20 protein-coding genes and 1 pseudogene are annotated in these 21,700 nt (G+C 64.6%); 4 read left to right on the forward strand and 17 right to left on the reverse strand.

Annotation, left to right across the window (positions count from 1 at the left end; genetic code table 11):
- Positions 1 to 73 precede the first annotated feature (73 nt).
- A complete protein-coding gene (gene rimI, locus J5M73_RS25705) occupies positions 74 to 1,177 on the reverse strand; it encodes a ribosomal protein S18-alanine N-acetyltransferase (RefSeq protein WP_207816423.1) in 1,104 nt (367 codons plus the stop codon).
- 93 nt (positions 1,178 to 1,270) lie between these two features.
- On the opposite strand from rimI, the gene J5M73_RS25710 reads away from it, so the two are divergent.
- Both J5M73_RS25710 and J5M73_RS25715 read left to right on the forward strand, forming a co-directional pair.
- Entirely contained in the window at positions 1,271 to 2,857 is a 1,587-nt protein-coding gene (locus J5M73_RS25710; RefSeq protein WP_102863524.1) for a RimK family protein, read from the forward strand.
- 7 nt (positions 2,858 to 2,864) lie between these two features.
- Positions 2,865 to 3,806, forward strand: coding sequence for a magnesium transporter CorA family protein (locus J5M73_RS25715; RefSeq protein ID WP_102863525.1), 942 nt, complete (start codon positions 2,865 to 2,867; stop codon positions 3,804 to 3,806).
- Positions 3,807 to 3,809: 3 nt separating this feature from the next.
- Here J5M73_RS25715 and map read toward each other — a convergent pair whose 3' ends face one another.
- Together map and J5M73_RS25725 are read right to left on the reverse strand one after the other, a co-directional pair.
- On the reverse strand, positions 3,810 to 4,574 hold the full coding sequence (map, locus tag J5M73_RS25720; protein WP_102863526.1) for a type I methionyl aminopeptidase: 765 nt from the start codon (positions 4,572 to 4,574) through the stop codon (positions 3,810 to 3,812).
- Positions 4,571 to 4,771, reverse strand: coding sequence for a ParD-like family protein (locus J5M73_RS25725; protein ID WP_102863527.1), 201 nt, complete (start codon positions 4,769 to 4,771; stop codon positions 4,571 to 4,573). Before J5M73_RS25725 ends, map begins: the two co-directional genes overlap by 4 nt.
- 349 nt (positions 4,772 to 5,120) lie before the next feature.
- On the opposite strand from J5M73_RS25725, the pseudogene ilvA reads away from it, so the two are divergent.
- Positions 5,121 to 6,089: pseudogene (gene ilvA, locus J5M73_RS25730) on the forward strand (threonine ammonia-lyase, biosynthetic); the annotation flags it as partial.
- Positions 6,090 to 6,202: 113 nt separating this feature from the next.
- Here ilvA and J5M73_RS25735 read toward each other — a convergent pair.
- Positions 6,203 to 6,508 (reverse strand): NIPSNAP family protein, encoded by a 306-nt coding sequence (locus J5M73_RS25735; RefSeq protein WP_102863529.1) that lies wholly within the window; start codon positions 6,506 to 6,508, stop codon positions 6,203 to 6,205.
- Between the two features lie 339 nt (positions 6,509 to 6,847).
- Between J5M73_RS25735 and J5M73_RS25740 the strand changes: the two genes are divergently transcribed.
- The gene (locus J5M73_RS25740; protein ID WP_102863530.1) at positions 6,848 to 7,114 is read left to right on the forward strand and encodes a DUF1652 domain-containing protein; all 267 of its coding nucleotides are present in this window, start codon (positions 6,848 to 6,850) and stop codon (positions 7,112 to 7,114) included.
- 57 nt (positions 7,115 to 7,171) lie between these two features.
- Here J5M73_RS25740 and J5M73_RS25745 read toward each other — a convergent pair whose 3' ends face one another.
- From J5M73_RS25745 to J5M73_RS25805, 13 genes are all read right to left on the reverse strand, one after another.
- Complete coding sequence (locus J5M73_RS25745; RefSeq protein ID WP_102863531.1) at positions 7,172 to 7,435, reverse strand: DUF2790 domain-containing protein; 264 nt, start codon at positions 7,433 to 7,435, stop codon at positions 7,172 to 7,174.
- Between the two features lie 215 nt (positions 7,436 to 7,650).
- Positions 7,651 to 8,430: a ChbG/HpnK family deacetylase gene (locus J5M73_RS25750; protein WP_207816425.1), complete on the reverse strand. Its 780-nt coding sequence runs from the start codon at positions 8,428 to 8,430 to the stop codon at positions 7,651 to 7,653.
- Positions 8,427 to 9,551: a GNAT family N-acetyltransferase gene (locus J5M73_RS25755; RefSeq protein ID WP_207816428.1), complete on the reverse strand. Its 1,125-nt coding sequence runs from the start codon at positions 9,549 to 9,551 to the stop codon at positions 8,427 to 8,429. Before J5M73_RS25755 ends, J5M73_RS25750 begins: the two co-directional genes overlap by 4 nt.
- Positions 9,548 to 10,252: a GNAT family N-acetyltransferase gene (locus tag J5M73_RS25760; protein ID WP_102863534.1), complete on the reverse strand. Its 705-nt coding sequence runs from the start codon at positions 10,250 to 10,252 to the stop codon at positions 9,548 to 9,550. Before J5M73_RS25760 ends, J5M73_RS25755 begins: the two co-directional genes overlap by 4 nt.
- Positions 10,249 to 12,174, reverse strand: a complete 1,926-nt coding sequence (locus tag J5M73_RS25765; RefSeq protein WP_102863535.1) for a hypothetical protein — start codon at positions 12,172 to 12,174, stop codon at positions 10,249 to 10,251. Before J5M73_RS25765 ends, J5M73_RS25760 begins: the two co-directional genes overlap by 4 nt.
- Entirely contained in the window at positions 12,174 to 13,481 is a 1,308-nt protein-coding gene (locus J5M73_RS25770; RefSeq protein WP_207816430.1) for an oligosaccharide flippase family protein, read from the reverse strand. The genes J5M73_RS25765 and J5M73_RS25770 overlap by 1 nt, the downstream gene beginning before the upstream one ends.
- The gene (locus J5M73_RS25775) at positions 13,478 to 14,476 is read right to left on the reverse strand and encodes a polysaccharide deacetylase family protein (RefSeq protein WP_207816432.1); all 999 of its coding nucleotides are present in this window, start codon (positions 14,474 to 14,476) and stop codon (positions 13,478 to 13,480) included. The genes J5M73_RS25770 and J5M73_RS25775 overlap by 4 nt, the downstream gene beginning before the upstream one ends.
- Before the next feature lies 1 nt (position 14,477).
- Positions 14,478 to 15,614 carry a glycosyltransferase gene (locus J5M73_RS25780; protein ID WP_207816433.1) on the reverse strand — a complete coding sequence of 379 codons (1,137 nt, stop codon included), beginning with the start codon at positions 15,612 to 15,614 and terminating at the stop codon, positions 14,478 to 14,480.
- Positions 15,607 to 16,572, reverse strand: a complete 966-nt coding sequence (locus J5M73_RS25785; protein ID WP_207816434.1) for a glycosyltransferase family A protein — start codon at positions 16,570 to 16,572, stop codon at positions 15,607 to 15,609. The genes J5M73_RS25780 and J5M73_RS25785 overlap by 8 nt, the downstream gene beginning before the upstream one ends.
- Before the next feature lie 27 nt (positions 16,573 to 16,599).
- Positions 16,600 to 17,961 (reverse strand): O-antigen ligase family protein, encoded by a 1,362-nt coding sequence (locus J5M73_RS25790; RefSeq protein ID WP_207816435.1) that lies wholly within the window; start codon positions 17,959 to 17,961, stop codon positions 16,600 to 16,602.
- Positions 17,958 to 19,085, reverse strand: a complete 1,128-nt coding sequence (locus tag J5M73_RS25795) for a glycosyltransferase family 4 protein (RefSeq protein ID WP_115580083.1) — start codon at positions 19,083 to 19,085, stop codon at positions 17,958 to 17,960. The genes J5M73_RS25790 and J5M73_RS25795 overlap by 4 nt, the downstream gene beginning before the upstream one ends.
- The gene (locus J5M73_RS25800; protein ID WP_207816436.1) at positions 19,070 to 20,662 is read right to left on the reverse strand and encodes a lipopolysaccharide biosynthesis protein; all 1,593 of its coding nucleotides are present in this window, start codon (positions 20,660 to 20,662) and stop codon (positions 19,070 to 19,072) included. The genes J5M73_RS25795 and J5M73_RS25800 overlap by 16 nt, the downstream gene beginning before the upstream one ends.
- A gap of 11 nt (positions 20,663 to 20,673) precedes the next feature.
- A complete protein-coding gene (locus tag J5M73_RS25805; protein WP_102863543.1) occupies positions 20,674 to 21,693 on the reverse strand; it encodes a polysaccharide biosynthesis/export family protein in 1,020 nt (339 codons plus the stop codon).
- Positions 21,694 to 21,700: the final 7 nt, after the last annotated feature.

Genomic DNA, 21,700 nt, shown 5'->3' on the forward strand with positions numbered 1-21,700 from the left:
CCCCGAGCCAGCTCGCTGCTGTAGCGGGCTCGCCAGCCAAGGGGGCGGCGCGGACAAGTCGGCAAGTCGGCTCCTACGCTTGGGCGCGCGTGGAGAGGATGACGGCGGCCCGCAGTTTGCTGCTGCCGAAGCTGCACATTTTGTCGAACTCGCTGTGGCTGACCGGCAGGTGCTGGCAGTCCATCGGCTGGCGATGCTGGCTATGGTCGACATCTGGGTCATGCAGGTAGACAAAGTCCTCGTCGCAATCGGTGACTATCACCCAATGGGGCGCCTTGGAGCGGGTCAGGCGATAGCTGCTGATCAGCACCAGGGGCTGGCCGCCCGCACTCAATAACCTCGGCAGATCCAGAGGGCCACCCAGTACCTGTTGCACATCGCTGGCATCCAGCTCCTTGCAGAACTCGTCGTGGACCAGGCGCATGACGTCTTTTTTATGCTCGTCGCGCACGCCGCTGAGAAACAACGGCCCGGCGCTGTTGACCTGCAGGCGCACGCCAAAGCCGCGGCGCCAGGCGGACAGCGCCAGGCCCTGAGGGCTGCAGCCGCCATGGCCGGCGGTCATGAATACGGTGGTGGCTTCACGCCAGATCTGCAGTTCCTCTCGGCGCTCCAGGGGCCGCGATGGCTGCAGGGCGGCCATGGCCATCAGCAAACAGGCCGGACCGCAGGTGAAGTCGGTGGTCTGCTGGTAGTAGGGCACGCGGATGCTGCGGGTCTCACGGTGCTGGAGAATGCGTTTCTCCAGGCGCAAAGCGTCGGCGTGGTCTTCGTAGTAGTCGTGGATGCGGGCAAAACGCCGGTAGCCATGGCGTTCATACAGGGCAATCGCGGCCGGGTTGTCGGTGCGCACTTCCAGGCGCAGATAGGCGCAGTCGTGTTCCAGGGCACAGGCCTCGATCCGTTGCAGCAGGCGCCGACCCAGGCCCAGACCCCGGGCGTCTTCGGCAATGGCAATGGAATACAGCCGCGCCAGCGAGGTGCCGCGATGAAACAGCACCACGGCATAGCCCAGCAATCGCGCCTGATGCTCGGCCACCAGCAGTTGCCCGTGGGCGCGGCTGATCATCCATTGGAAGCTGCGTGGAGTCAGCCGGTCGCTGGTGAAACATTGCTGTTCCAGGGCCACCAGCGCCGGCAGATCGTCGGGGGTTGCAGTGCGAAAGACAAGATCCATATAACCGCCGTAAAAGTTGCGTAACGAAACGAGACTTCGAAAAAAGTTCGTGCTTAATAGAAAGGGTCAGGTTCTTAAGCGAGAGCGAACTTTATGTCAGCGGTACAAGGTCATTGGCGAGAAGTATCCGAGCAAAGTTTGCCGGCGACAATCACTTCGGCAAGTTATTTTTCCCCCGGGGATAAAGCTTCAAGTCAGGTGATTATCATTGTCGAACGCAAGGAAGACTGGGCTTCCTACTTTCCCAGTGAAGATATTCTCACGGCCCAGGAGTACCTCGAGCAGAGCCGCGAACGTGCTCCGGGAAAACGGGTTCAGGTGATCAACCTGTGCCGCAGCTACAAGTACCTGGGACATGGCTACTACTGCTCGCTGCTGGCTGAAGCCCGCGGCCACCGGGTGATTCCATCGGTACGGACCATCAGTGAACTGACCCGCAAGGCCCTCTATGGATTGGCCCTGGACGACTTGGACAAGGCCCTGGAAAAAGCCCTGAGCAATCACCTCTACAGTGATACCGAAGGTTTTACCCTGACGCTGTATTTTGGCCGGACCCATATCGAGCCCTTGCAGGAACTGGCTCGTCAGTTGTTCGAGCTGTTTCCGTGTCCGATCTTGTTAGTTGATTTCAAAAGAACTAACACATGGCGTATCGAAGGCGTGAAGTCCGGTGCCTTGCATAAGTTGCGAGAGGATCAGGAAGATCAATTCGCCAACTCCCTGGACAGTTTCAGTCGCAAGGTCTGGCGTATTCCACGCTCAAGGCAGTTGGCCCGTTATGACCTGGCGATACTTCACGATCCCCAAGAAGTCCTGCCGCCTTCCAATGCCCGGGCGCTGGAAAGCTTCATCCGGGTTGGCAAGGGGCTGGGCATCGATGTGGAGTTGATCGAGAAGAAGGATTACTCCCGTCTTGCCGAATACGATGCGTTGCTGATTCGCGAAACCACCAGCGTCGACAACCACACCTATCGTTTTGCCAAGAAGGCCGAGAGTGAAGGGCTGGTGGTGATGGATGACCCCACCTCGATCCTGCGCTGCACCAACAAGGTCTATCTCACTGACCTGCTCAAGGGCCATCACTTGGGGATGCCCGCCACCGAGATCCTCTACAAGGAGCGACCGGAAGACTTCGAACGGGTCGGCGAACGCCTGGGCTTTCCCCTGGTGCTGAAGATTCCCGATGGCTGTTTCTCGCGAGGCGTGATCAAGGTCGAAAGCCAGCAGGCGTTGCTGGCGGCCACCGCCGAACTGTTCGAGCACTCGGTGCTGCTGCTGGCCCAGGAGTTCTTCTACACCGAGTACGACTGGCGCATTGGCGTGCTCAACCGCAAGCCGATCTTTGCCTGCCAGTACTTCATGTCCAAGGGCCACTGGCAGATCTACAACCACAAGGCCAAGGGCCAGGACATCAACGGCGAGTGCCGCACCCTGGCGGTACACGAGGCGCCGCGGGCCGTGGTGGAGCTGGCAGTGAAGACCGCCAACCTGATCGGCGACGGTCTGTACGGGGTCGATCTCAAGCAGTCCGGCGACAAGGTGGTGGTGATCGAGGTCAACGACAACCCCAACCTCGACGCCGGTATCGAGGACGCCTACCTGCAGGACGACCTGTATTCCCTGGTACTTGAGGAGTTTGTGCGCCGCCTGGAGCTCAAGCGTCGCGGCCAGGCCTGGTGAGGCGGCGATGATCCACAGCTATCGACTGGCCCATGGCGGCCTGCAAGCCGTCCCGGAACTGGATGCCCAGGTCATGCTGTTCAGCAACCCGGACCTGGCAGAGCGTGATTTGCTGCACAGTGCCTTCAAGCTCGATGAGCACGCCCTGGCCTCGGCGCTGGACCCGGACGAGGTATCGCGCATCGAGTTTCATCCCGATTACCTGTTCCTGATCTGGAAGCGCCCGGAAAACTATTCCGGCGGCGGCAGCCTGTCCTTCGAGGTGTCGTCCTGCGGCCTGCTGTTTTCTGCGGACCGGTTGCTGGTGATCGCTCCCGACGATACGCCGCTCCAAGGGCTGGGTGCGCGGCACAACCTGCACAGCCCGCTGGATGTGCTGCTGGACCTGCTGTTCAACAACATCCATCACTACCTGGGCCACCTCAAGGTGATCAAGCTGGTGGCCCGGGAGCTGCAGCACAAGTTCAACAGCTCGATGGAAAACCGCCACCTGATGCAGATGTTCAATCTCAGCGAGAGTCTGATCTATTACCTCAATGCCTTGCACAGCAACGGCGCGCTATTGACCCGCCTGCGCAATCACGCCGAGAAGGAGCAGTTCGGCAGCCAGGCCATCGGCCTGATCGACGACCTGATCATCGAGAACAACCAGTGTTACAAGCAGGCGGAGATCTACTCCACGGTGTTCGCCGGGCTGATGGATGCCCGGGGCAACCTGATGAACAACAGCACCAACCAGTTGCTGCGCAAACTGACCCTGATCAACGTGGTGTTCCTGCCGCTGAACCTGATTGCCAGCATCGGCGGCATGTCCGAATTCAGCATGATGACCGCAGGCACGCCGTGGTGGATCGCCTACTCGCTGTTGCTGCTGGCCATGTTGCTGGCCGCTGGGGCCATGTCCCTGGGGCTGCGCCGGCTCACCGGCCATGGCGACAAGGTCGTGTGAGCCTTATGGCGCTTGCAGGGTCAGCACCTCAAAGCCATCGCGGGTCACCGCCACCGTGTGTTCCCACTGGGCGGAAAGGCCATGGTCGCGGGTGACCACGGTCCAGCCGTCCTTGAGCCCGCGGACCCGGGCACTGCCCTGGTTGAGCATGGGTTCGATGGTGAAGACCATGCCTTCACGCAGTTCCAGGCCGGTGCCCGGGCGGCCGAAGTGCAGGATCTGCGGTTCTTCGTGCATCTGCCGGCCAATGCCGTGGCCGCAGTATTCGCGGACCACGCTGTAACCCCTGGCTTCGGCATGAGACTGGATGGCATGACCGATATCGCCGAGGCGAGCGCCCGGGCGCACCACCTTGATCGCCGCCCACATGGCCTCGAAGGTGGTGTCGACCAGGCGTTGAGCCTTGGGGCCGACCTGGCCGATCAGGTACATCTTGCTGGCATCGGCGATGTAGCCGTGCTTCTCCAGGGTGATGTCGATGTTGACGATATCCCCGTCCTTGAGCACCGCCTTGGGGTGAGGCATGCCGTGGCACACCACTTCGTTGATCGAGGTGTTGATGCAGTAGGGGTAGTTGTACTGACCCTTGCTCGCCGGGCGTGCCTTGAGCTCGTGGCGGATGAAATGTTCCACCGCGCTGTCCAGCTCCAGGGTGGACAGGCCGGCGGCGACAAAACCGTCGAGAAAGTCGAACACCTGGGCCAGCAGGCGCCCGGATTCGCGCATCAGCGCCAGTTGTTCCGGGGTCTTGATCAGGGCCTGGGTCATGGGCGCCCCCTGAGCAGGTCAGGTTTGTTCAGCAGCAGTTTGTTGATCAGGTCGTTGTAGGCCAGGTGTGGGTTGAGCTCGGCCAAGAGACCGATCTTGATCCAGAATTCGGCCTGGGCGTTGATCGAGCGGTCCATGGCGGCGCTGGCGACGCGGATCTGCTGGTGCAGTTCATCGGAGATTTTGACGATACCCATGTTGATAGGGGGCTCTCTTGAGGGGATATATGAATCGTATATGTTTCGTATAGTCAGTCGCAAGCGGGGAGCAGGTGGGGGAGATGTGTTGCTGTGCGTGAGCCTCGCAGAAATGCGTTGACCGCCAGGGGCTGGCGCGGTTAGTTTCCGGTCCATGACTTTTTCTGCCCATCGTTCCCAGCCAAGCATTATTACCGCCATTCCTGATTGGCGGGCTTGCTGACGACTGCACCCAACCCGCCCTGGAGGCGGGTTTTTTCTCTCTGTCTCCCGGGCTCCGAACACAGCCAGGAGATCCATCATGCATTGCCCCAGCCGTCTTGCCAGCACGCCCCAGCCCAGCGCCGACATGGCCCTGCTGGAACGCTATGTGAAGATGATCCTCGCCGCGCCGGTCTACGACCTGGCGATCTGCACGCCGCTGCAGGCGGCGCCCGCCTTGTCGCAGCGGCTGGGCAACCAGATCCTGCTCAAGCGCGAAGACCTGCAGCCGACCTTTTCCTTCAAGATCCGCGGCGCCTATAACCGTCTGGCCCAGCTCACCGCCGAGCAACGGCAGCGCGGGGTGGTCACCGCGTCCGCCGGCAATCATGCCCAGGGGGTGGCCCTGGCCGCGCGGGAGTTGGGGATCAAGGCCAGCATCGTCATGCCCGACAGCACTCCTGAGCTCAAGGTATTGGGCGTCAGCAGTCGTGGCGCCGAGGCGATCCTGCATGGCGAAAGCTTTCCCTCTGCCCTGGCCCACGCCCTGAGCCTGGCCCAGCGCACTGGGGGCACCTTTGTTTCGCCTTTCGATGACCCCCATGTGATTGCCGGCCAAGGCACCGTGGCCATGGAGATCCTGCGCCAGCAACAGGGGGCGCTGGACGCGATCTTCGTCCCGGTGGGCGGTGGTGGGTTGATCGCCGGGATCGCCGCCTACGTCAAATACCTGCGGCCGGAGATCCGTATCGTGGGTGTCGAATCCGAGCATTCCAATTGCCTGCAACAGGCGCTCGCCGCGGGGGAACGGGTGGTATTGCCCCGGGTCGGGACCTTTGCCGACGGCGTTGCAGTGGCGCAGATCGGCGAGCATGGCTTCCAGATCTGCCGCCATCATGTGGATCAGGTGATCAGCGTCAGCAACGACCAGTTGTGCGCCGCAATCAAGGACATCTACGACGACACCCGCTCCATCACCGAGCCGTCGGGCGCCCTGGCGGTGGCCGGGATCAAGGAATACGTAGCCCGCAGCGGCAGCAGCGGCCAGACCCTGGTGGCCATCGACTCCGGCGCCAACATCAATTTCGACAGCCTGCGCCACGTCGTCGAACGCGCCGCCTTGAGCAGCCTCCCGATGTAGGCGCGAGCTTGCCAACGAAGATGCCGGCCAGGGCGACATCCGCCTTTAAGGCCTCTTCGCCGGCAAGCGGAACGCCGCCCGGCTGGTTCTCAGGAGAGCAGCGGGCGCAGGAAGCTGCGCTCGTAACTGAGGATGAATTTTTTCTTCATCACCGACGCCACCAGGGCCACGCTGTCCGGATCGCTCAGAGCGCTCTGGCGGTAGGCTTCGTAATCGGCCAGGGACGGGAAGCTGAACAGGCAATAGGCAATGTTACTGGCCCCTTCCGAGGGCAGGAAATAGCCATGATGGGTGCCGCCCAAACGCCTGACCACAGCGATCCAGGCTTTGGAATAGGCTTCGAACTCGGCCAGTTGGTAGGGATCGATCACGTATTTGACATGGCAGGTAATCAAGGAGGGAACTCCGGGCGAGGGCAAGGATCAGCGTTGTATCAGGTGTGACTCTTCGAGCGGGCCACGCTGTTGAGCAAGGCTGGCACAACGACCCGGGCATTCTGCGGGGCGGCAAACCAACAGCGCAACCGCCTGCCATTCCCGGCGTTAAAGTCAAAACCCCTGGTACTGAGAGCGAAATCGAATTTAGCAAGATCGCCAAAGCCGCTTACTCTGTACTCTGGCTTCGTCTGTCAGGACAAAACGGACCTGAGCCAGAATCGCTAGCGAACATGGACGTCGCGGCCAGCAGGCATTCGCCCAATCATTGGTCGTGTTGAATAAAAGGAGAGCGTCAGCATGTTTTTATCTGCCCTGGAACTGCGCAACATCATTGAGAGCAGCTTTCTGCCCAAACGCTGCCAATGCACCCTGAGCCCGGACCTGTCGATGACGGTCAAGGTCTATGGCGACCATGAAACCGACCGGGTCGAGCTGGTGGTCAGCGGTATCGACGCTGCGCAGCTCAATGGCTGCCGGGAAATCAACGAACTGATCGCCGAATTGCGCTACGACCTGGCCAATGCCCCGGGCGGGCTGTCTGGCCTCAAGCGCAGGGCCCATTGAGCGCGGTCCCCTGACAACGCTCACCAGCGCGTGCCGCTCTGGCCAGGGCACGGCGCATCAGTTTTCGTACATGCAGGCGTGGGCGTGCTTCTGGTAGGAGATTTCCGCCAGTTCTCCAGCCTTGTTGATGTAGCGCATATTGGCGGTCACGACCTCACAGCGGCTGGTCGGCGGCTCGGTCATGGAGATGACCTTGGCGACGTCCAGGCGCATGCCGTACTCATAGGGCACCACCTCGACATTGACATCCGAGGCCTGGGCCAGGCCGCTGAATCCGCACAGGGCCAGGGCGGCCAGGGCAAAGCGCTTGGGTGTGTTCATACTGGTTCTCCATTACAGGCAATGACGGTTCAGTCTGGGGACTGAACCCGCTGCACGAAGCCCTAAAAGCGTTGCGGGCCAGTGCGCTCCGGAACAGAGTGCTGATTTAGGATTAATCTATCATTAAGAGGCAGTTGATAGATTTTGAAATATTTAGTTCCCGTCCCATATACGATCCAGCGAGCGACTGCTCCCGGGTCACGCCCGGTCCGGTTTCACAGTTCGCTGTAGGCAATCCGCTGATGACTGGGCAAGGCGCGGTTCAACAGTTGCTCTAGGGATTGTTCCGGGGGCAGGTAATCGTCGCCAAAATCGCCGTCGGCCAACTGCGTCGGGTGGGCCACCACTTCGACCACCCCCGCGGGGATGAAGCCGTCCAGCAGATCCTTGGGCGTACACACCGTGTTCACCCAGCGTCCCGCAAGCCAGCCAATACGCCGGTTCAACGCACTTTTGAACAGGCGCTTGAGGGGGCCGATATTGCCGCCGACATTGCGCGCCAGGCGCACCGGCACCCCTTGGCGGGCGGCGAAGCGGGCAACGATGGCCGCCACCGGCCACAGATTGTGCACGTGCTGGTGAGAGTCGATATGACTGGGCCGCAGCCCCTGGTCGACACAGCGCTGCCATTGCGCCGCCAGTTCCTGCCACACGGCCTCGGCAGCTGTCGGCGGCAGGCGCAGGACGGAGCGCGACAGGTTCAGGTCGAACTGCCCCTGGGCATTGCAGAACAGAGCCTGGCTGCGAATGCCCTGGCTCAGGGGCGCGCCGTAGGTCAGGTTGAAATGCAGGCCTATGCGTCCCAGCAGGGCGTGCTCGTGGCTGAGGCGACAGGCATCCTCGAAGGCCGGCATGTTGGCCATCAGGGTGGCGGAGCTGATCACCCCGCGCTGGAAGGCACGCAGGGTCAGTTGGTTGTAGTCCGGGTCGAGGCCGAAGTCGTCGGCGTTGACGATGACCCGCTGCGCTCGGGTGACGGTCAGGGTGTGTTTCATGGGCGAGCCCCTTGTGCGGAGGTGGTCTGGCGGCGCTCGCGCCAGGCCTTGAGATGAGGTTTGAGCTGTTGCCAGAGGCGCTCGGCGACACCGGCCAGCAGGCCCCGGGGACGCCAGGAGTAGAAGCTCCAGCGCTGGTGCTCCACCAGGCCGCTCATGCGTTCATGCAACTGATGGCTGGAGCGGCTGAGGCTGACCCGGGAGGCGTCCACCCACTGCCAGCCTTCCTCCAGGCCCCAGCGAATCCATTCGTCCAGCAGCAGGCGGCCACTGCCCAGGTTGGCGTAGTCGGCGAGGAAGGCGATGTTGTAGTCATACAGGCGACCGCGCTCCAGCAGGCCCAGGCGATAGCTGATGCAGCGGCCCTGGTGTTCCAGCATCACCACCCGCACGCAACCCTCGGCCGCCAGGCCATGCAACGCCGTGTGCATCCACTGTTGGCGCTGTGCTCCGGAGAAGATCCCCAGGCCGTCGGCGCCTTTCCAACTGGCCTGTTCCACCTCGCGGAGCATCTCCAGTACTGCATCGATACCGTCGGCCTGGGGCGTCACGCGGATCACCCGGGCGTCAATCTCCGCACAGCGCTTTTTGGCCCGGCGCAGCTCGTAACGCAGGGTGCCGCTGGCTTCCTCCTGGTCGCTGGGGACGATCAGGTGTTCTGGCGCGCGGCAGCTCAGGGACTGTTCGCTGTACCCGCTTGCCCGGCGCCAGGGCGCCAGCAGGGGGGCGGCATCCACCAGTTCATGGAATTGCAGCAGGTCATGGGGCAGTTGCCGGCGGATTTCCCGCAGGGCCGCGGGCATGGCGTCTTGTGCTGGAGCGGCCACCAGCAGCGCCAGGCGGTCGCTCAACGGATGGCCCAGGTGGCGGACCACCTGCAGGGTCAGCCCGGCCCTGGATTCGCGGCCGCGGATCAGCGGCAGGCACAGCAGCAGGCGCTGGTCCTGCCAGCCCAGCAGAATCTGCAGCTGCTGATCCTGCAGTGCCTGTTCGGCGCCTCGCAACCAGCTCAAACGATTGAACGGCGTGGCCTGCTCGACGGTTTGTCGCAGCTGTTCATAGGCCTTTACGGGGAAATCCTGGGCACTCAGGCTGGTGCACCATTGCCAACGCAGGTTCACGTTCGCTCCTTGTCTATTTCAGTGGCTGGGGCCGGTGACTCGGCCAGGCGACCCCGGCGCAGGTGATGCAGGCGCGTCTGGTGATAAGGGCGACGCCGGTGGAAATGCAGGCAGCGCAGCAGGCAGTAGACGTGCAGGGATTCGCCGACTTCCTGGAAACCCAGGCGCATGTGCATCTTCAGCGCCGGCTCGTTGCGCACATTGACCAGGGCCCGGGTGGCTTTGAAGCCCCGCTCGCGGTACTCGTCCCAGAGCATCTTCTGCGCCAGGATCACCACCCCCGAGCCGCGAAACGGCGGCGCGCATTCACCGGCGAACTGATACAGGCAGCCCGGCGGCATGCGCATCCAGCAGCGGTACAGCTGATCGTCGTAGTAATCGCGCTCGCTGACCCAGACCATCATCATCACGTTGCCGTCCGGGTCCAGGTGCGCGCTGCCCCGGTTGCCCTTGTCCAGCAGGCCGCGAATGGCCGGCAACTGGGCCTTGAAGTACTTGTCGAAGGCCGGCAGCAACTCCCGGGTAATGGGCACCTGGGGCCAGCGGCTGGGGTTGATGGGGCAGGGCACCGGCAAGGCCAGGGAGCGCTCCAGGGTCAGCAGCTCCCAGTGGTAATAGAAGAAGCGTTCAGAAAAGACCCGCAGGCTGCCCCGCAGGCCCTTGCGGCGGATTTTGGCCAACAGGCCGGTCAAGCGACTCATAGGGTTGTCCAGGTCAAGGCAAACAGGGTTTCACCGGGCACTTGGAAGCTGGCCCGGCCATCGCTGCAGTGCAGCTCGGTGTGACGGCTGCGGCCATCGGCGCCCAGCAGTTCGAGGGTGGGGCTCGCTTGGCAGATGGTGGCGTCGCCCAGTTCGACGTTTTGCGTGCGCGGCGTCTTGGCCACCCCCAGCAGGCTGTGGCGCTGACCGTCGCGCAGGGCCAGGGCATCCACCTCAAAGGAGGGGTTGTCCAGGGCCTGGACCTGGCCCAGCCAATGCTGCCGGATGAACTGCTGGGCCACGGCCACCGGCTTCAGGCTGAAGCGCTGTGCATCCTGCTGCGACAGCATGCCCTTGGGGTAGTCGGGTTCGTCGGCGGCCTGGAACCAGTTGAGCATGTCGAGCAGGCCGTCCTGGGAGGCGTTGATCACCACCGAGGTCCACCACAGGGCGGCGTAGTGGGTGTCCTGCTGATAAGGGCTCAGGTCCGGGCCACTGGAGATGTTGGTCTGGCTCAGCAACAGCGCCTTGCGTGGCCGGCCCTGCTCATCGAGCCCCACCAGATCGGCGGCGGCGCGCACGCTGGTGCGATAGCGACGGGTGGCCAGCAGGTCGCGGACCATCCATTCGTGCCAGGCCAGGGCATCGATGTCGGCACCGTGTTCGGCCAGCAATTGCCGGGCCCAGTCGATGCCCCGGCGTTGCCCGGCGCCAATGCGAAAGGGACCGTCCAGCAGTCGTGAACTCACCGGCATGGCAATGCGCACTCCGGCGGCGCGGGCGTCGGAGTTGGCCTTGGTGTGTTCCAGCATCTGCGCAAAATAGGCGGCAAACGCTGCGTAGCTGGGGAAGTTGAGGTTGGGTTCGTCGGCAAAGGCCAGGTAATGCAGGCCCTGGTTGCCCAGGCGCACGCTGTCCGCCAGCCAGGCGTCGAGCCCGGCCAGGGTGGCGCTGTCGGCGTCCAGCACGGCCCGGCGGCCGGTGCCGGCCAGCAAGGTGATGTCGCGCTCGATCTTGAAGTCTTCGCGGTACAGCCGGCGAAAGGTGATTTCCCGCTGGGGTTCTTGCTGGATCACATCGACGAAGCTGTAGAAGTTGGCAGCCTGCGGGCCCAGGGCGCGCAGCAGTTCGAAGGTCGACGACGGCGGCTCGGCATAGGGCAGGGCGATCCCCAGGTGCGGGCTGGGACCGCGCACCTGGGGTTTGAGGCGCAGCTCGACCCGCGCCGGGGTCCATTGCAGCGGGTGCAGCTGACGCAGGTCCTGGGCGAACAGGTTGGCAGTGCCGTCGAGCCAGAACGCCACCTTGCCGGAGCCGCCCAGGGACAGGCGCCAGACTTCGTCCTGCTGGGCCACCGGCAAGGCGCTCTGGTCGAATTGCCCATATTGCGGGTGCTCCACCAACGGCAGGCGGACCTGCTGGCCGTCGCTCAGGCGCGTGGCCTGAAGCACGCTGACCCCGCCGTAGTACTTGCCCGCCAGCAGCGCCTGCTCGCCAGCGGCCACGCGAAAGTACAGCTCGACGCCGCTGGGCACATCGGCACTGAAATGCACCTTGGCCGGCTCGAACTGGGCCAGGGTCGAACGGTCGTGGCCGACCTTGAAGTTGCGAAAGCTGTAGCCCGGCACTTGCAGGCGATAGTCGCCGCGGGCGGCGGGCAGCTGGATCTCTCGCTGGCCGTAAGGTTGGTCGGCGCGGATGTCCAGCTGTTGCAGCAACTGGCCGTCCGGTTGCAGCAGGTACAGCTGTTCCTGGTTGGCGTCGCTTTGCCAGGCCGGGCTCCAGCGCAGTTGCAGGGTGTCGGCGCGGTCGGCTTGCAGATACAGGCTGCCGTCGCGGATATCCCCCCATTGCATGGGCTCCGCGTGCAGGGATGAGGCCGCCGCGATCAGCATCAGGGCGAGCAGGGAACAGGGTTTCATCAGGCCGTTTCCTTAGGGCGCAGTAGATGGCGCACGTAGACAATGTCTCCAGGTAGCAGGATCAGGGTGCGGTACCAGGCCACGCCGCTGAGGTGGCAGTACAGGCCGAGCATCACCAGGCTCACCGCCAGGTAGGCCATCGACGAGGCCAGGCCGGCGCCGACGATGCCCAGTGGCGCAATCAATACCGCGTTGAGGATCAGGTTCAGCAGCGCGCCCCCGGCCAGCAGCAGCGACAGGCTGCCGGGGCGCTGTTTGCCCAGCAGGTCCAGGCGCAGGATGCTGGCGTAGCACAGGCCGAACAGCCCCGGCAGCAGGGCCAGCAGCGCGTCGGAGGCTGGGGCGTAGGCGGCGCCGAACAGGGTGACGATCAGCCACTGGCCGATCAGCGCCATGCCCAGGCAGGCGCCAAGCATCACCGTGGCCGTCAGGCGCAGGGCCAGGGCCGTCAGTTCTTCGATACCGGAACCTTGCTGCAGCAGGCGTTTCATCAGCGGCGTGGTCACCGCCTCGGGAATGATCAGCAGCAGTTCGGCGGCGGCGCTGGCCATGGCGTACCAGCCCAGGGCGACGGGGTCCAGCAGGGCGCCGATGAACAGGTAGTCCGAGCGCAGCATCAACTGTTGCGACAACACCCCCGGGTGGCTCTGGGCGCTGTAGCGCAGCAGCTTGCCCTGCTCACCGGCCTGCCAGCGCAAGCGCAGGTCATGCCAGCGGCGCAGCCAGCACCAGCCGACCACCACCACCAGCACGGTGCCGCCCAGCCAACTGACCAGGGCCGCCGACAGCGGCTGGTCGCGCCAGACCCACCACAGCCCGACGAACAGCAGCAGCGGCACCAGGGATTCCAGCAGGCGCAGGGCATTGAAGGCCTCGACCCGGCCGTCCGCGTTGTGCAGGGTCAACAGACCGCTCTTGAGCACGGTGATCGGCACCGCCAGCAGCAACAGCCAGGCCAGGTCGCCCAGTTGCAGGCTCAGTTCCCAGTGGCTGCCCCAAGTGTTCATCAGGGCCAGCCCGGCCAGAGTCAGCAGGCTGGCCAGCAGGCAGCCGTAGACCAGCACCTGAGTCAGCAACAGTCCCATGGGGCGTTGGCGGGCGGCTTCATAGCCGACGGCGGTATTGAGGCCGCCGCTGGTCAGGGCCGCGATCAGGTCCGGCAGGGTGCTGAGCAGGGCGAACAGGCCGCGATCCGCCGGGCCCAGCAGGCGCGCCAGCAACACGTTGCGCAGCAGCCGCAGGCCGATCATCGCCAGTCGGGTGCCCATGCTCAGGGCCAGGTGCCAGAGGTAGCCGCCGCGCTTCATGCCCGGGCTCCCTGGAGCAGGCGCCAGGCCAGCAGCCCGGGGCGTCCGGCGCTGGCGTGGCTGACATCGATGCGGGGCAGGGCCAGCAGCGGATTGCCATCGGCCTCGATCAGCCCCGGGCGGGTGCCCAGGGCATAGCGATAACCCAGTTCGGCCACCGCTGCGCGCACCTCGGGATTGTGATCGCCATTGGGGTAGCAATAGACCCCCAGCGGCGCCTGACAGTGCTCCTGCAAGGCCTGGTGGGAGCGCTGCAGATCGGCCCGCATCGCGGCGCCGTCAAGCCGGGTGAGAATGCCGTGGCTGGCACCATGGGGACCAAAGCGCACCAGTGCCGAGCGTTCCAGGCGCTGGACCTGGGCCCAGTCCAGGCTGTGGGGCGCGCTGTCGTCGGGGCAACTGTCGGCCAGGGCTTGCAGGGTCTGGGGCGGCAGGCCTTTGAGCTGTTGCAGATAGCCCCCGAGGATGCTGCTGCGAGCGCGGCTGGCGCCGGGTTGCAATAGCTCCGGTGGTGGTGCCAGTGCCAGGGCCCGCAACTGTGTCAACAGCGGTTGAGCGGCGGCGCTGTCGGCCTGTTGCCACAGGGTTTCACCAATGGACTCCCACCAGAAACCCTGGCGCTTGCCGATGAAGTCCGTGGACAGGAAGATGCTCGCCGGCATCTCGTAGCGCTCCAGCAGGGGATAGGCGACCTCGGCATTGTCCCGCCAGCCATCATCGAAGGTCAGGGCCACCCGGGGCCGGTCGCCCGCAGGCAACTCCAGCAGGTGCTGCAGGGGCACACAGTCGAAGTGCCGACGCAGCCAGCGCAGCAAGTGTTCGAAATGCCCCTGACCGACGCACAGCGGCGCCCGATGGGGCAGGCTGGCTTGCGCGGAATCGGCCACTACCCGGTGCAGCATCAGCACCGCGCCGGCGTCGCTCAGGCGGATACGGCCGAAGCTGTGCAGATAGGCGCTGCCCAGCAGACGCTTGAAGGATTGTTTGATGGCCATGTCAGCGATTCTGTTGTGGGTTCCACAGGGCGTAGCGCCGCCCGCGGAGAAACTGCCAGAGGCCCATGCTCATGCCGGCCAGGGTCACCAGCACGAAGCCGGCGAGACGAAATACCTTGGGCAGGCGCCCGCGACTGTCCAGCAGCCCCATCACGCCGGCCGCGTAACCCAGCAGTTGGGCCGCCAGGCCCAGGCTGTAGAAGGCGCCGGCGTTCCACAGCCACAGATTGCTCAACAGCAATGGCAGCAACAGCACCGGGGCCAGGCGGCGGATCAGCTTGTGGCTGATCAGGGCAATGGCGTAGGCACCGTGGCGCAAGGGGTTCATCAGTTCGCGGCGCTGAGCCAGGCTCTGCAGGCCGCCGACCGTGACCCGCAGGCGCCGGCGATATTGCTTGCCGGCTTCGTCCACGCCCTGGTCCAGGACCTGGGCCTCCTCCACATAGACGATGCGCTTGCCGGCCACCGGGGCGCAGGTGCTGATGAAGAAGTCATCGTTGACCTCGGCGGGAATGCGCTGGAACAGCTCGCGGCGCAAGGCCAGCAGCGCGCCGTCGGCGGACACCATGCAGCCGGTGCGGTTCTCGGCCTGGCGCAACCAGGCTTCGTAGTGCCGGTACAGGCTGTCGCCCAGGCTCAGGTTGTGCCCCGGGTCGGGGATGATCATGTGCCCACCGCAGGCGCCAACCTGTGGGTCGGCCAGGGGCGCCAGGAGCTTGCCCAGGGTGTCGCCGGACCATTGGTTGTCGGCGTCGGTGAACACCAGGATGTCGTTGCGCGCCAGTTCCACTGCGGCGTTCAGGGCCCCGGCCTTGCCCACCCGGGGCAGGTCCAGGACCAGCACCCGCGAGTCGCGCACCGCCAGGGCGGTGGCCACGGTATCGTCGCTGGAACCGTCGCTGGCGAGGATGATCTGCAGGTCCGTGGCCGGGTAGTCCTGCTGCAGCAAGGTGCGCAGCTTGTGCTCGATGTGCGGGCCTTCGTTGTGGGCGGCGATGATCACGCTGACCGACAGCGGCTCACCCGTCTGCAGCGGGCGCGGCCGCACGAACAGGCTGAGTAGGGCCAGTAGCAGCGGATAACCGATCCAGGCATAGAAGGGCAGTAACAGGCACAGCCAGAAAATAGTGTTAGCCACGGTCAGGTCTCACGACAGAACGGTTGAACAGACCCTGCACCAGGGCCACGGCGCCCAGGTGCAGGCGCACCCAATGCAGCAGCCAGAGTTGCAGGACAAACAGCAGATCGCGTTGGCGCAGCCCCTGGCGCAGGGCCAGGACCAGAGGCGCCAGGGAACCCAGCAGCAGGCATAGCGCGGCGGCGCCCGGCTGGCCCAGCAGCAGGCCGAACAGCGCCAGCAGGCTCAGCAAGGCACAGCTCAGGCACAGCAGGGGAAAGCGCAACAGACGCAGGTTGAGGCCGCCCCCCTGGAGCAACTGCAGGTGGCTGCCCTGGCGCCAGCGCTCCTTGCCGGCCCATTCGCCCCAACTGCCTTCAAAGCCCCAATGCAGCACCTGGGGCTCAGACAGGCTCAACTGGCGGGCGCCGGCCGCGTGCAGCCGCAGACCAAAGTCCTTGTCTTCGCCGGTGCGCAAGTGTTCGTCGAAGCCGCCGACCCGCTCGAACCAGACCCGTTTCAGGCACAGGTTGGGGGTCGGCATCCAATGCAGCAGGCGCGCCGGCTGACTGCCAGCCAGGCTGCGGCGCTGCCAGGCCCGGGCGAACCAGGGCGCGCAGTCCGGGGCGGCGCAGTCCAGGGCAAAGACCTCGGCGCGGTTGTCCGCCAGGGCCTGCTGCCAGAGTTGCAGCCAGTTGCCGGGCACCTCGATGTCGGCGTCGAGAAACGCCAGGCAATCGCCAGTGGCCACGGCGGCGCCGCGATTGCGCAAGGCGCCGATGCCCAGGCCCGGGCACAGCAGCACCCGCGCCCCCAGCTCACGGGCCCGTTGCGGCCCCTGGTCGGTGGAGCCGTTGTCCACCACGATCAACTCGTAGTCGATGGCTGCGACCCGGGCGGCGAGGATCACGCTGTCCAGGGTCCGGGTGATGTGACGTGCCTCGTTGTACATGGGCACGATCACGCTGATCCTTTGCATCTTTGCCTCCCTTGGCCAGGTTTGCATTTATGAGGTGGGCGCCGGATCTTCTTCGGCTTCGAGCCGCAGCACGCTGGACAGGGCCAGGAAGATCCACAGGTACTTGTGGTTCGGCGCGCTGAGAAACAGCAGGAACAGCGCCATGGCCAACAGGCTCAGGCCCAGGTGGGTGGCGATGTCCGCCTGTTCACGCTGGCCGCGGGCGAGGAAGCCCTGGCGCGCCCGCTCGAAGTTGCGCAGGCCCATGAGCATCAGCACCACGAAGCTCAAACCGCCGGGAATGCCCAGTTCGCTGAACAGTTCCAGGTAGGTGTTGTGGGCCCGGCGGAACAGGTCGGGCTCGTTCATGTTTTCCGAGAAGCTGCTGGCGAAGCCGGTCTGCGCGTAATGAATCGGGAAGGTGCCCAGGCCCGAGCCCAGCAGCGGGTTCTCGCGGATCATCTGGCCGCCCACCACCAGGTAGGAAGTCCGTCGGCCCAGGGAGGTGTCCGCCGAATGCGCGCCGGACTTGAGCATGCTCAGGGACTGAATTCGCGCCACGTATTCGGCTGGCAGCACGGCGATGCCCAGGGGTACGACGATCGCCACGGCGAACATGGCGAACCCCAGGTGCTTGGGCCGCAGGCCCTTGAGCCGGTCGCGGTAGTGCCACAGGCCAATGGCGATGGTGAACAGCACCACCAACAGGCCGGAGCGCGAGTCGGTCTTGGTCATCCCGGCCATCAGGGTCAGGCTGATGCCGACCCAGAACAGTCGCCCCGGCCAGTGGGACGAGCGCAGGGCGAGGAGGATCGCCGGCGGCACCGCCATGGCGATCAGCAGGGCGAAGTAGTTGGCGTCCTGCAGCAGGCCGATGGCCCGGCCGCCGACCTGGTACTTGGCGGAGATCAGCGCGATCACACAGGTGATGGCCACGCTGACCGCCAGCAGGCGACAGAGCATCAGCAGGTGGGTTTCCCGGGCGATCAGCAAGGTGACGAAGAACAGCACCAGGCCCACGGCCAGCTCCCGCAGGCTGTCCAGGGACACCAGCAGGTTTTCGCTGTACATCAGGCTCAGCAGCAGGCACAGCAGGAACGGCCCCAGGGCCCGCCACAGGTTGCTACGCAGGCGGGTATCGGGGATGTGCCGCAACAGCAGCTTGAACAGCATGATCAGGATCAGCGAGGCCCCCAGCAGCTTGGCCCCGGAGAACGCGCTGTCCTTGAACAGGCCCTCGAAGGGCACCAGGGCGCAGATGCCCAGCAGGCCCCAACCCGGGCGGCGGTAGAGCAGGGCCAGGCCCACCAGCCCGACCACCACCAGCGGCGCCAGAAACGGCCAGGGGCTGGCGAGCAGCAGCAGGCTGGCCAGGCCCAAGAGGAGGCCGAGAAACGGGGCGGCGATCATACCGGGGTGCTCTCCCTGGCCAGGCGATACAGCTCATCCCAGCTGCGGGCCAGGGTGGGCAGGTGATAGTGCTTGCGCTGGGTGACGCGGGCGGCCTGGGCCAGTTCCTCGGCCAGGGCCGGGTCATCCAGCAATTGGCCGATGCGCCGCTCCAGATCGACGCTGTCCAGGGGCTTGGCCAGCAAGCCGTTCTGCCGGTGTTGCAGGACATCGGGAATGCCGCCCACGGCAAAGGCCACCACCGGGGTGCCGGCTTGCATAGCTTCCAGCAGGATCATCGGCGTACCTTCGGTGCGCGAACTGAGCACCAGCACATTCAGGCGCTTGAGCCAGGGCTGCATGTCCTGCTGGTAACCGGGCAACAGAATGCGCAGCGACAGCCCGGCGGCGTCGATGCGCTGGCGCAGGGCCTGGTTCTGTTCGCCGTCACCGAGCAACACCGCCTTAAGCGTGGGGCGCTGCCGGCACAGGCTGATCAGTGCGTCGAGAAACAGGTCCGGGCCCTTTTCCGCGCTCAGGCGTCCGACGAAGCCCACCATCGGCTCCATCTCGTCGCGGCGTATTTCGGCCTCCCGCAGCGGCGGCCCATCCTGGTTCACCGGCAGCACCCGCTTGGGCTCGGGCAGGCCGTTGGGAATGACCCGCAGCTTGCCCTCGGCCACGCCGGCCTGGCGGTGCAACTGGGCAATGCTTTGGGCCACACAGGCCACCCGGCGCACCTGAGGGCTGCGGCACAGGCGCAGGCTGATCCAGGTGTAGAGCTTCTGTTTCAGGCTGCGCGGCGTGAAGCCGTGCTGGGTCAGCACCAGGGGCAGTTGCAGGCGCCGGGCACAGACCCAGGCGAACACCTGGGCCTTGAAGTTGTGGGCGTTGAGCAGGCCGGGCTGCTGCCGCAGATGCGCCAGCAGCGCCTTCAGACAGTGGCAGTTATGGCTGGCCACACCGGCCTCGCTGAACCGCTGCAGCAAGCTCTGCGGGGCATTGATGAACACCACCCGATGCTGTCCCGGAGTGATCCGGCAATGATCCAGCAGCATGCGTTCGGCGCCATAGAAGCCGCCGCTGTGGATCAGGTGCACGATAGGCTGTGCAGCCAGGCTCAGGTCGTTCACTGTTTGGCCCAATACCAGGCCCAGCGCCAGGTCCAGCGTGGATAGGGATTGACCTGTTGCTCTTCAACCGCGTTGAGCACCATCAGTACCGGCAGGCCGAGGTGATCGCTGACCTGGGCCGGGTGCTTGAAGCGGTGATCGAAGAACTCGTAGACATAACCCAGGGCAATCGCCAGCAGCAGGCCGGTGAGCAAGCCCAGGGGAATGATCAGCATAGGCTTGGGAAAGGCCGCTTCGCTGGGTTCGTAAGGCTGGCTGAGCACCCGGGCGTTGGACAGCTCGCCACTGATCAGGCGTTCGCCGCGGCTCTCTTCGTAGCGCTGGGTGTAGGTGAAGAAGGCTTTGTGCAAGGCGTCGATTTCAGTGTCCAGTTGGCGCAGCTTGCTCAGCACTTCCTGCAGGTCGCGGACCCGGGCCTTGTAGTCGTTGATGCGCGCGGTTTTCTGCGCGATCACCGATTGGGTGATCTGCAGGTCGCTGCTGCGCTCGCGAACACGGTTTTCCACCACTTTGAGGAACTGCGCCCGGGCCCGCACGATCTGCTCGCGCTGCTGCTGCATCGGTACGCTGTCGGCGCGGTAGGTGTCGGCGGTGGTGCCGTACTGGCTCACCAGATTGGTCAGTTGTTCGCCCAGTTGCTTGATCTCGCGGTCTTCGTAGGCAACGTTGTCCACGGTGTTGGCGAAGGCGAAGGGGAAGGTGTAGTCGGTGATGCCGGCCTTGCGTGCCGCCGCCAGGTTCTTCTGCAGGTAGTCCAGGCGGCGCTGGTTCTCCAGGGCCTGGTCGCGGTAGCCGTTGAGGGACTGTTCCTCGGTGTTGATGGCATTGAGGCGGAAGGTGATCTCCTCCTTGGGGTCGGAGGCGTGGGCCGCTTCCAGCAGCGCCTGGCGCTTGCCTTCCAGGTCATCCAGGCGCGACTGGTACTGGGCCTTCTTCTGCTCGTAGAAGGCTTCGGGCAGTTCGTTGGATTGCAGGTCCTGGCGGTTCTTCAGGTAGTTGGCCAGCAGGCGCTCGACGAAGCGCGTGCCTTCGGCGGCATTGGGGCTGGCGTAGACGATGGAGATCACGTTGGAGCCGGGCAGGGTGCCGATCTTCAGGTCCTTGACCGCCTGATCGGTGAAGGCATCCAGGCTGGTGTCACGCACCGGGTCCACGGCCAGGCCGAAGAAACCGCGTATCGGGTTGATCACATGGTTGCGCAGCGGATCGATCAGGCCATTGCGGATCGGCTTGAAGATCAGCCGGGTCAACAGGCCTTCGCTGCCGCCGAACTGGCCTTCGCCGCGCAGCTGCTCGATCGTGGTACGGATCAGGGTTGGTGAACGCAGGATATTGCTCTCGGTCTCCATGTCCGCCAGGGACGGTGGGATGAACTTGTCGCTGTCCGGGGTGAGCACGGTGTTGGCGTCGGTCTGCGACAGTTTCTTGGACTGCACAATGACTTCGGCGGTGATCTCGAAGCTCTGCTTGAGCACCAGCGGCAGCACCAGCGCAATCAGGGCGAAACCGAGGAACACCCGCTTGATCAGGCGTCGATTGACAAAGAACACAAGCAGAAACTCGTGCAGGTAGTTTTCGATCTTGGTCATCAAGAGGGAACTCAGTTGTTGTTCGTTTCTTTGTTGTCGACGCGGTAGCCGAAGCTGAACCCGACACCCTGGAACATGATCACGTCCGCCAGTTGCTTGCTCAGGGCGCCGGCCTTGGCCAGGCGGGTCTTGGGCACGTAGAGCATGTCGTCCGGTTGCAGGTAGGCGAACTGCAGGGCCTTGCCGTCCAGCGCCGCATCGGCGTCATAGACCCGGGCTTCGACCTGATTGCCCTTGCGCCGCATGATCACCACCGAGTCCAGGCGCGCGGTGGGTCCGGCGCCCTTGGCCAGGGTCAGGGCTTCAAGCACCGAGATCGGCCGGCGGATCGGGTAGGCCCCGGGCTGGCCGACTTCGCCCATTACGAACACTTCGTTGGCGGCGGTGGTCTTGAGCAGCACGTCGACGCTGACCTGTCCCACTTCCTTGGCGTAGCGCTGGTTGATCAGGGTCTGCAGCTCACTGAGGCTCTTGCCCTGCAAGGACAGGCTGCCCAGCAGCGGAAAGCTGGCGCGGCCATCGGAACCCACTACGATCTCCCGGCTCAGGCCGGTGGCCGGGTTGGTCAGGCTGGTGCGCAGGTTGTCCAGCTGGGCCATGGCGTGAGAGATCGAGAAGGTGATCTGCGGCTTCTTCAGCACCTTGGCGTACTGGGCTTCCAGGGCCTGGCGCGCCTGTTCGGCGGACAGTCCGGCGACCTGGATGTTGCCCACGTAGGGCATGTCGATGCTGCCGTCGGGCAGTACCAGCTTGCTGCCCCCCAGTTCCGGCGCGGTGAGGAAGCTCACGTCCACCTGATCGCCGGGCTGCACCCGATACGGCTGCTGGCTGGTGGTGCCGATATGGAAGATCACATCGAGCACGTCCTGCGGGCGCAGCACCTGTTCGATGGGCATGACCTCGGTGAGCTGGGCCTGGTCGGCCGGGGCGCTGAGGATCTGCACCGGCATCTGCTGCGGCTCGCGGTTGACGCAGCCGCCGAGGGCGGCCAGCAACGACAGGCCCAGCAGGGAGAGTCTTGGCTTGTTCATGGTTACA

The sequence above is a fragment of the Pseudomonas sp. 50_B genome, assembly GCF_017491625.1.
GTDB lineage: Bacteria > Pseudomonadota > Gammaproteobacteria > Pseudomonadales > Pseudomonadaceae > Aquipseudomonas > Aquipseudomonas danubii.

Excerpts from the sequence above, each read along its gene's own strand:
- rimI (WP_207816423.1), bottom strand. The coding sequence starts at position 1,177 with ATGGATCTTGTCTTTCGCACTGCAACCCCCGACGATCTGCCGGCGCTG.
- J5M73_RS25710 (WP_102863524.1), top strand. The coding sequence starts at position 1,271 with ATGTCAGCGGTACAAGGTCATTGGCGAGAAGTATCCGAGCAAAGTTTG.
- J5M73_RS25715 (WP_102863525.1), top strand. The coding sequence starts at position 2,865 with ATGATCCACAGCTATCGACTGGCCCATGGCGGCCTGCAAGCCGTCCCG.
- map (WP_102863526.1), bottom strand. The coding sequence starts at position 4,574 with ATGACCCAGGCCCTGATCAAGACCCCGGAACAACTGGCGCTGATGCGC.
- J5M73_RS25725 (WP_102863527.1), bottom strand. The coding sequence starts at position 4,771 with ATGGGTATCGTCAAAATCTCCGATGAACTGCACCAGCAGATCCGCGTC.
- J5M73_RS25740 (WP_102863530.1), top strand. The coding sequence starts at position 6,848 with ATGTTTTTATCTGCCCTGGAACTGCGCAACATCATTGAGAGCAGCTTT.
- J5M73_RS25745 (WP_102863531.1), bottom strand. The coding sequence starts at position 7,435 with ATGAACACACCCAAGCGCTTTGCCCTGGCCGCCCTGGCCCTGTGCGGA.
- J5M73_RS25750 (WP_207816425.1), bottom strand. The coding sequence starts at position 8,430 with ATGAAACACACCCTGACCGTCACCCGAGCGCAGCGGGTCATCGTCAAC.
- J5M73_RS25760 (WP_102863534.1), bottom strand. The coding sequence starts at position 10,252 with ATGAGTCGCTTGACCGGCCTGTTGGCCAAAATCCGCCGCAAGGGCCTG.
- J5M73_RS25765 (WP_102863535.1), bottom strand. The coding sequence starts at position 12,174 with ATGAAACCCTGTTCCCTGCTCGCCCTGATGCTGATCGCGGCGGCCTCA.
- J5M73_RS25770 (WP_207816430.1), bottom strand. The coding sequence starts at position 13,481 with ATGAAGCGCGGCGGCTACCTCTGGCACCTGGCCCTGAGCATGGGCACC.
- J5M73_RS25775 (WP_207816432.1), bottom strand. The coding sequence starts at position 14,476 with ATGGCCATCAAACAATCCTTCAAGCGTCTGCTGGGCAGCGCCTATCTG.
- J5M73_RS25785 (WP_207816434.1), bottom strand. The coding sequence starts at position 16,572 with ATGCAAAGGATCAGCGTGATCGTGCCCATGTACAACGAGGCACGTCAC.
- J5M73_RS25790 (WP_207816435.1), bottom strand. The coding sequence starts at position 17,961 with ATGATCGCCGCCCCGTTTCTCGGCCTCCTCTTGGGCCTGGCCAGCCTG.
- J5M73_RS25800 (WP_207816436.1), bottom strand. The coding sequence starts at position 20,662 with ATGACCAAGATCGAAAACTACCTGCACGAGTTTCTGCTTGTGTTCTTT.
- J5M73_RS25805 (WP_102863543.1), bottom strand. The coding sequence starts at position 21,693 with ATGAACAAGCCAAGACTCTCCCTGCTGGGCCTGTCGTTGCTGGCCGCC.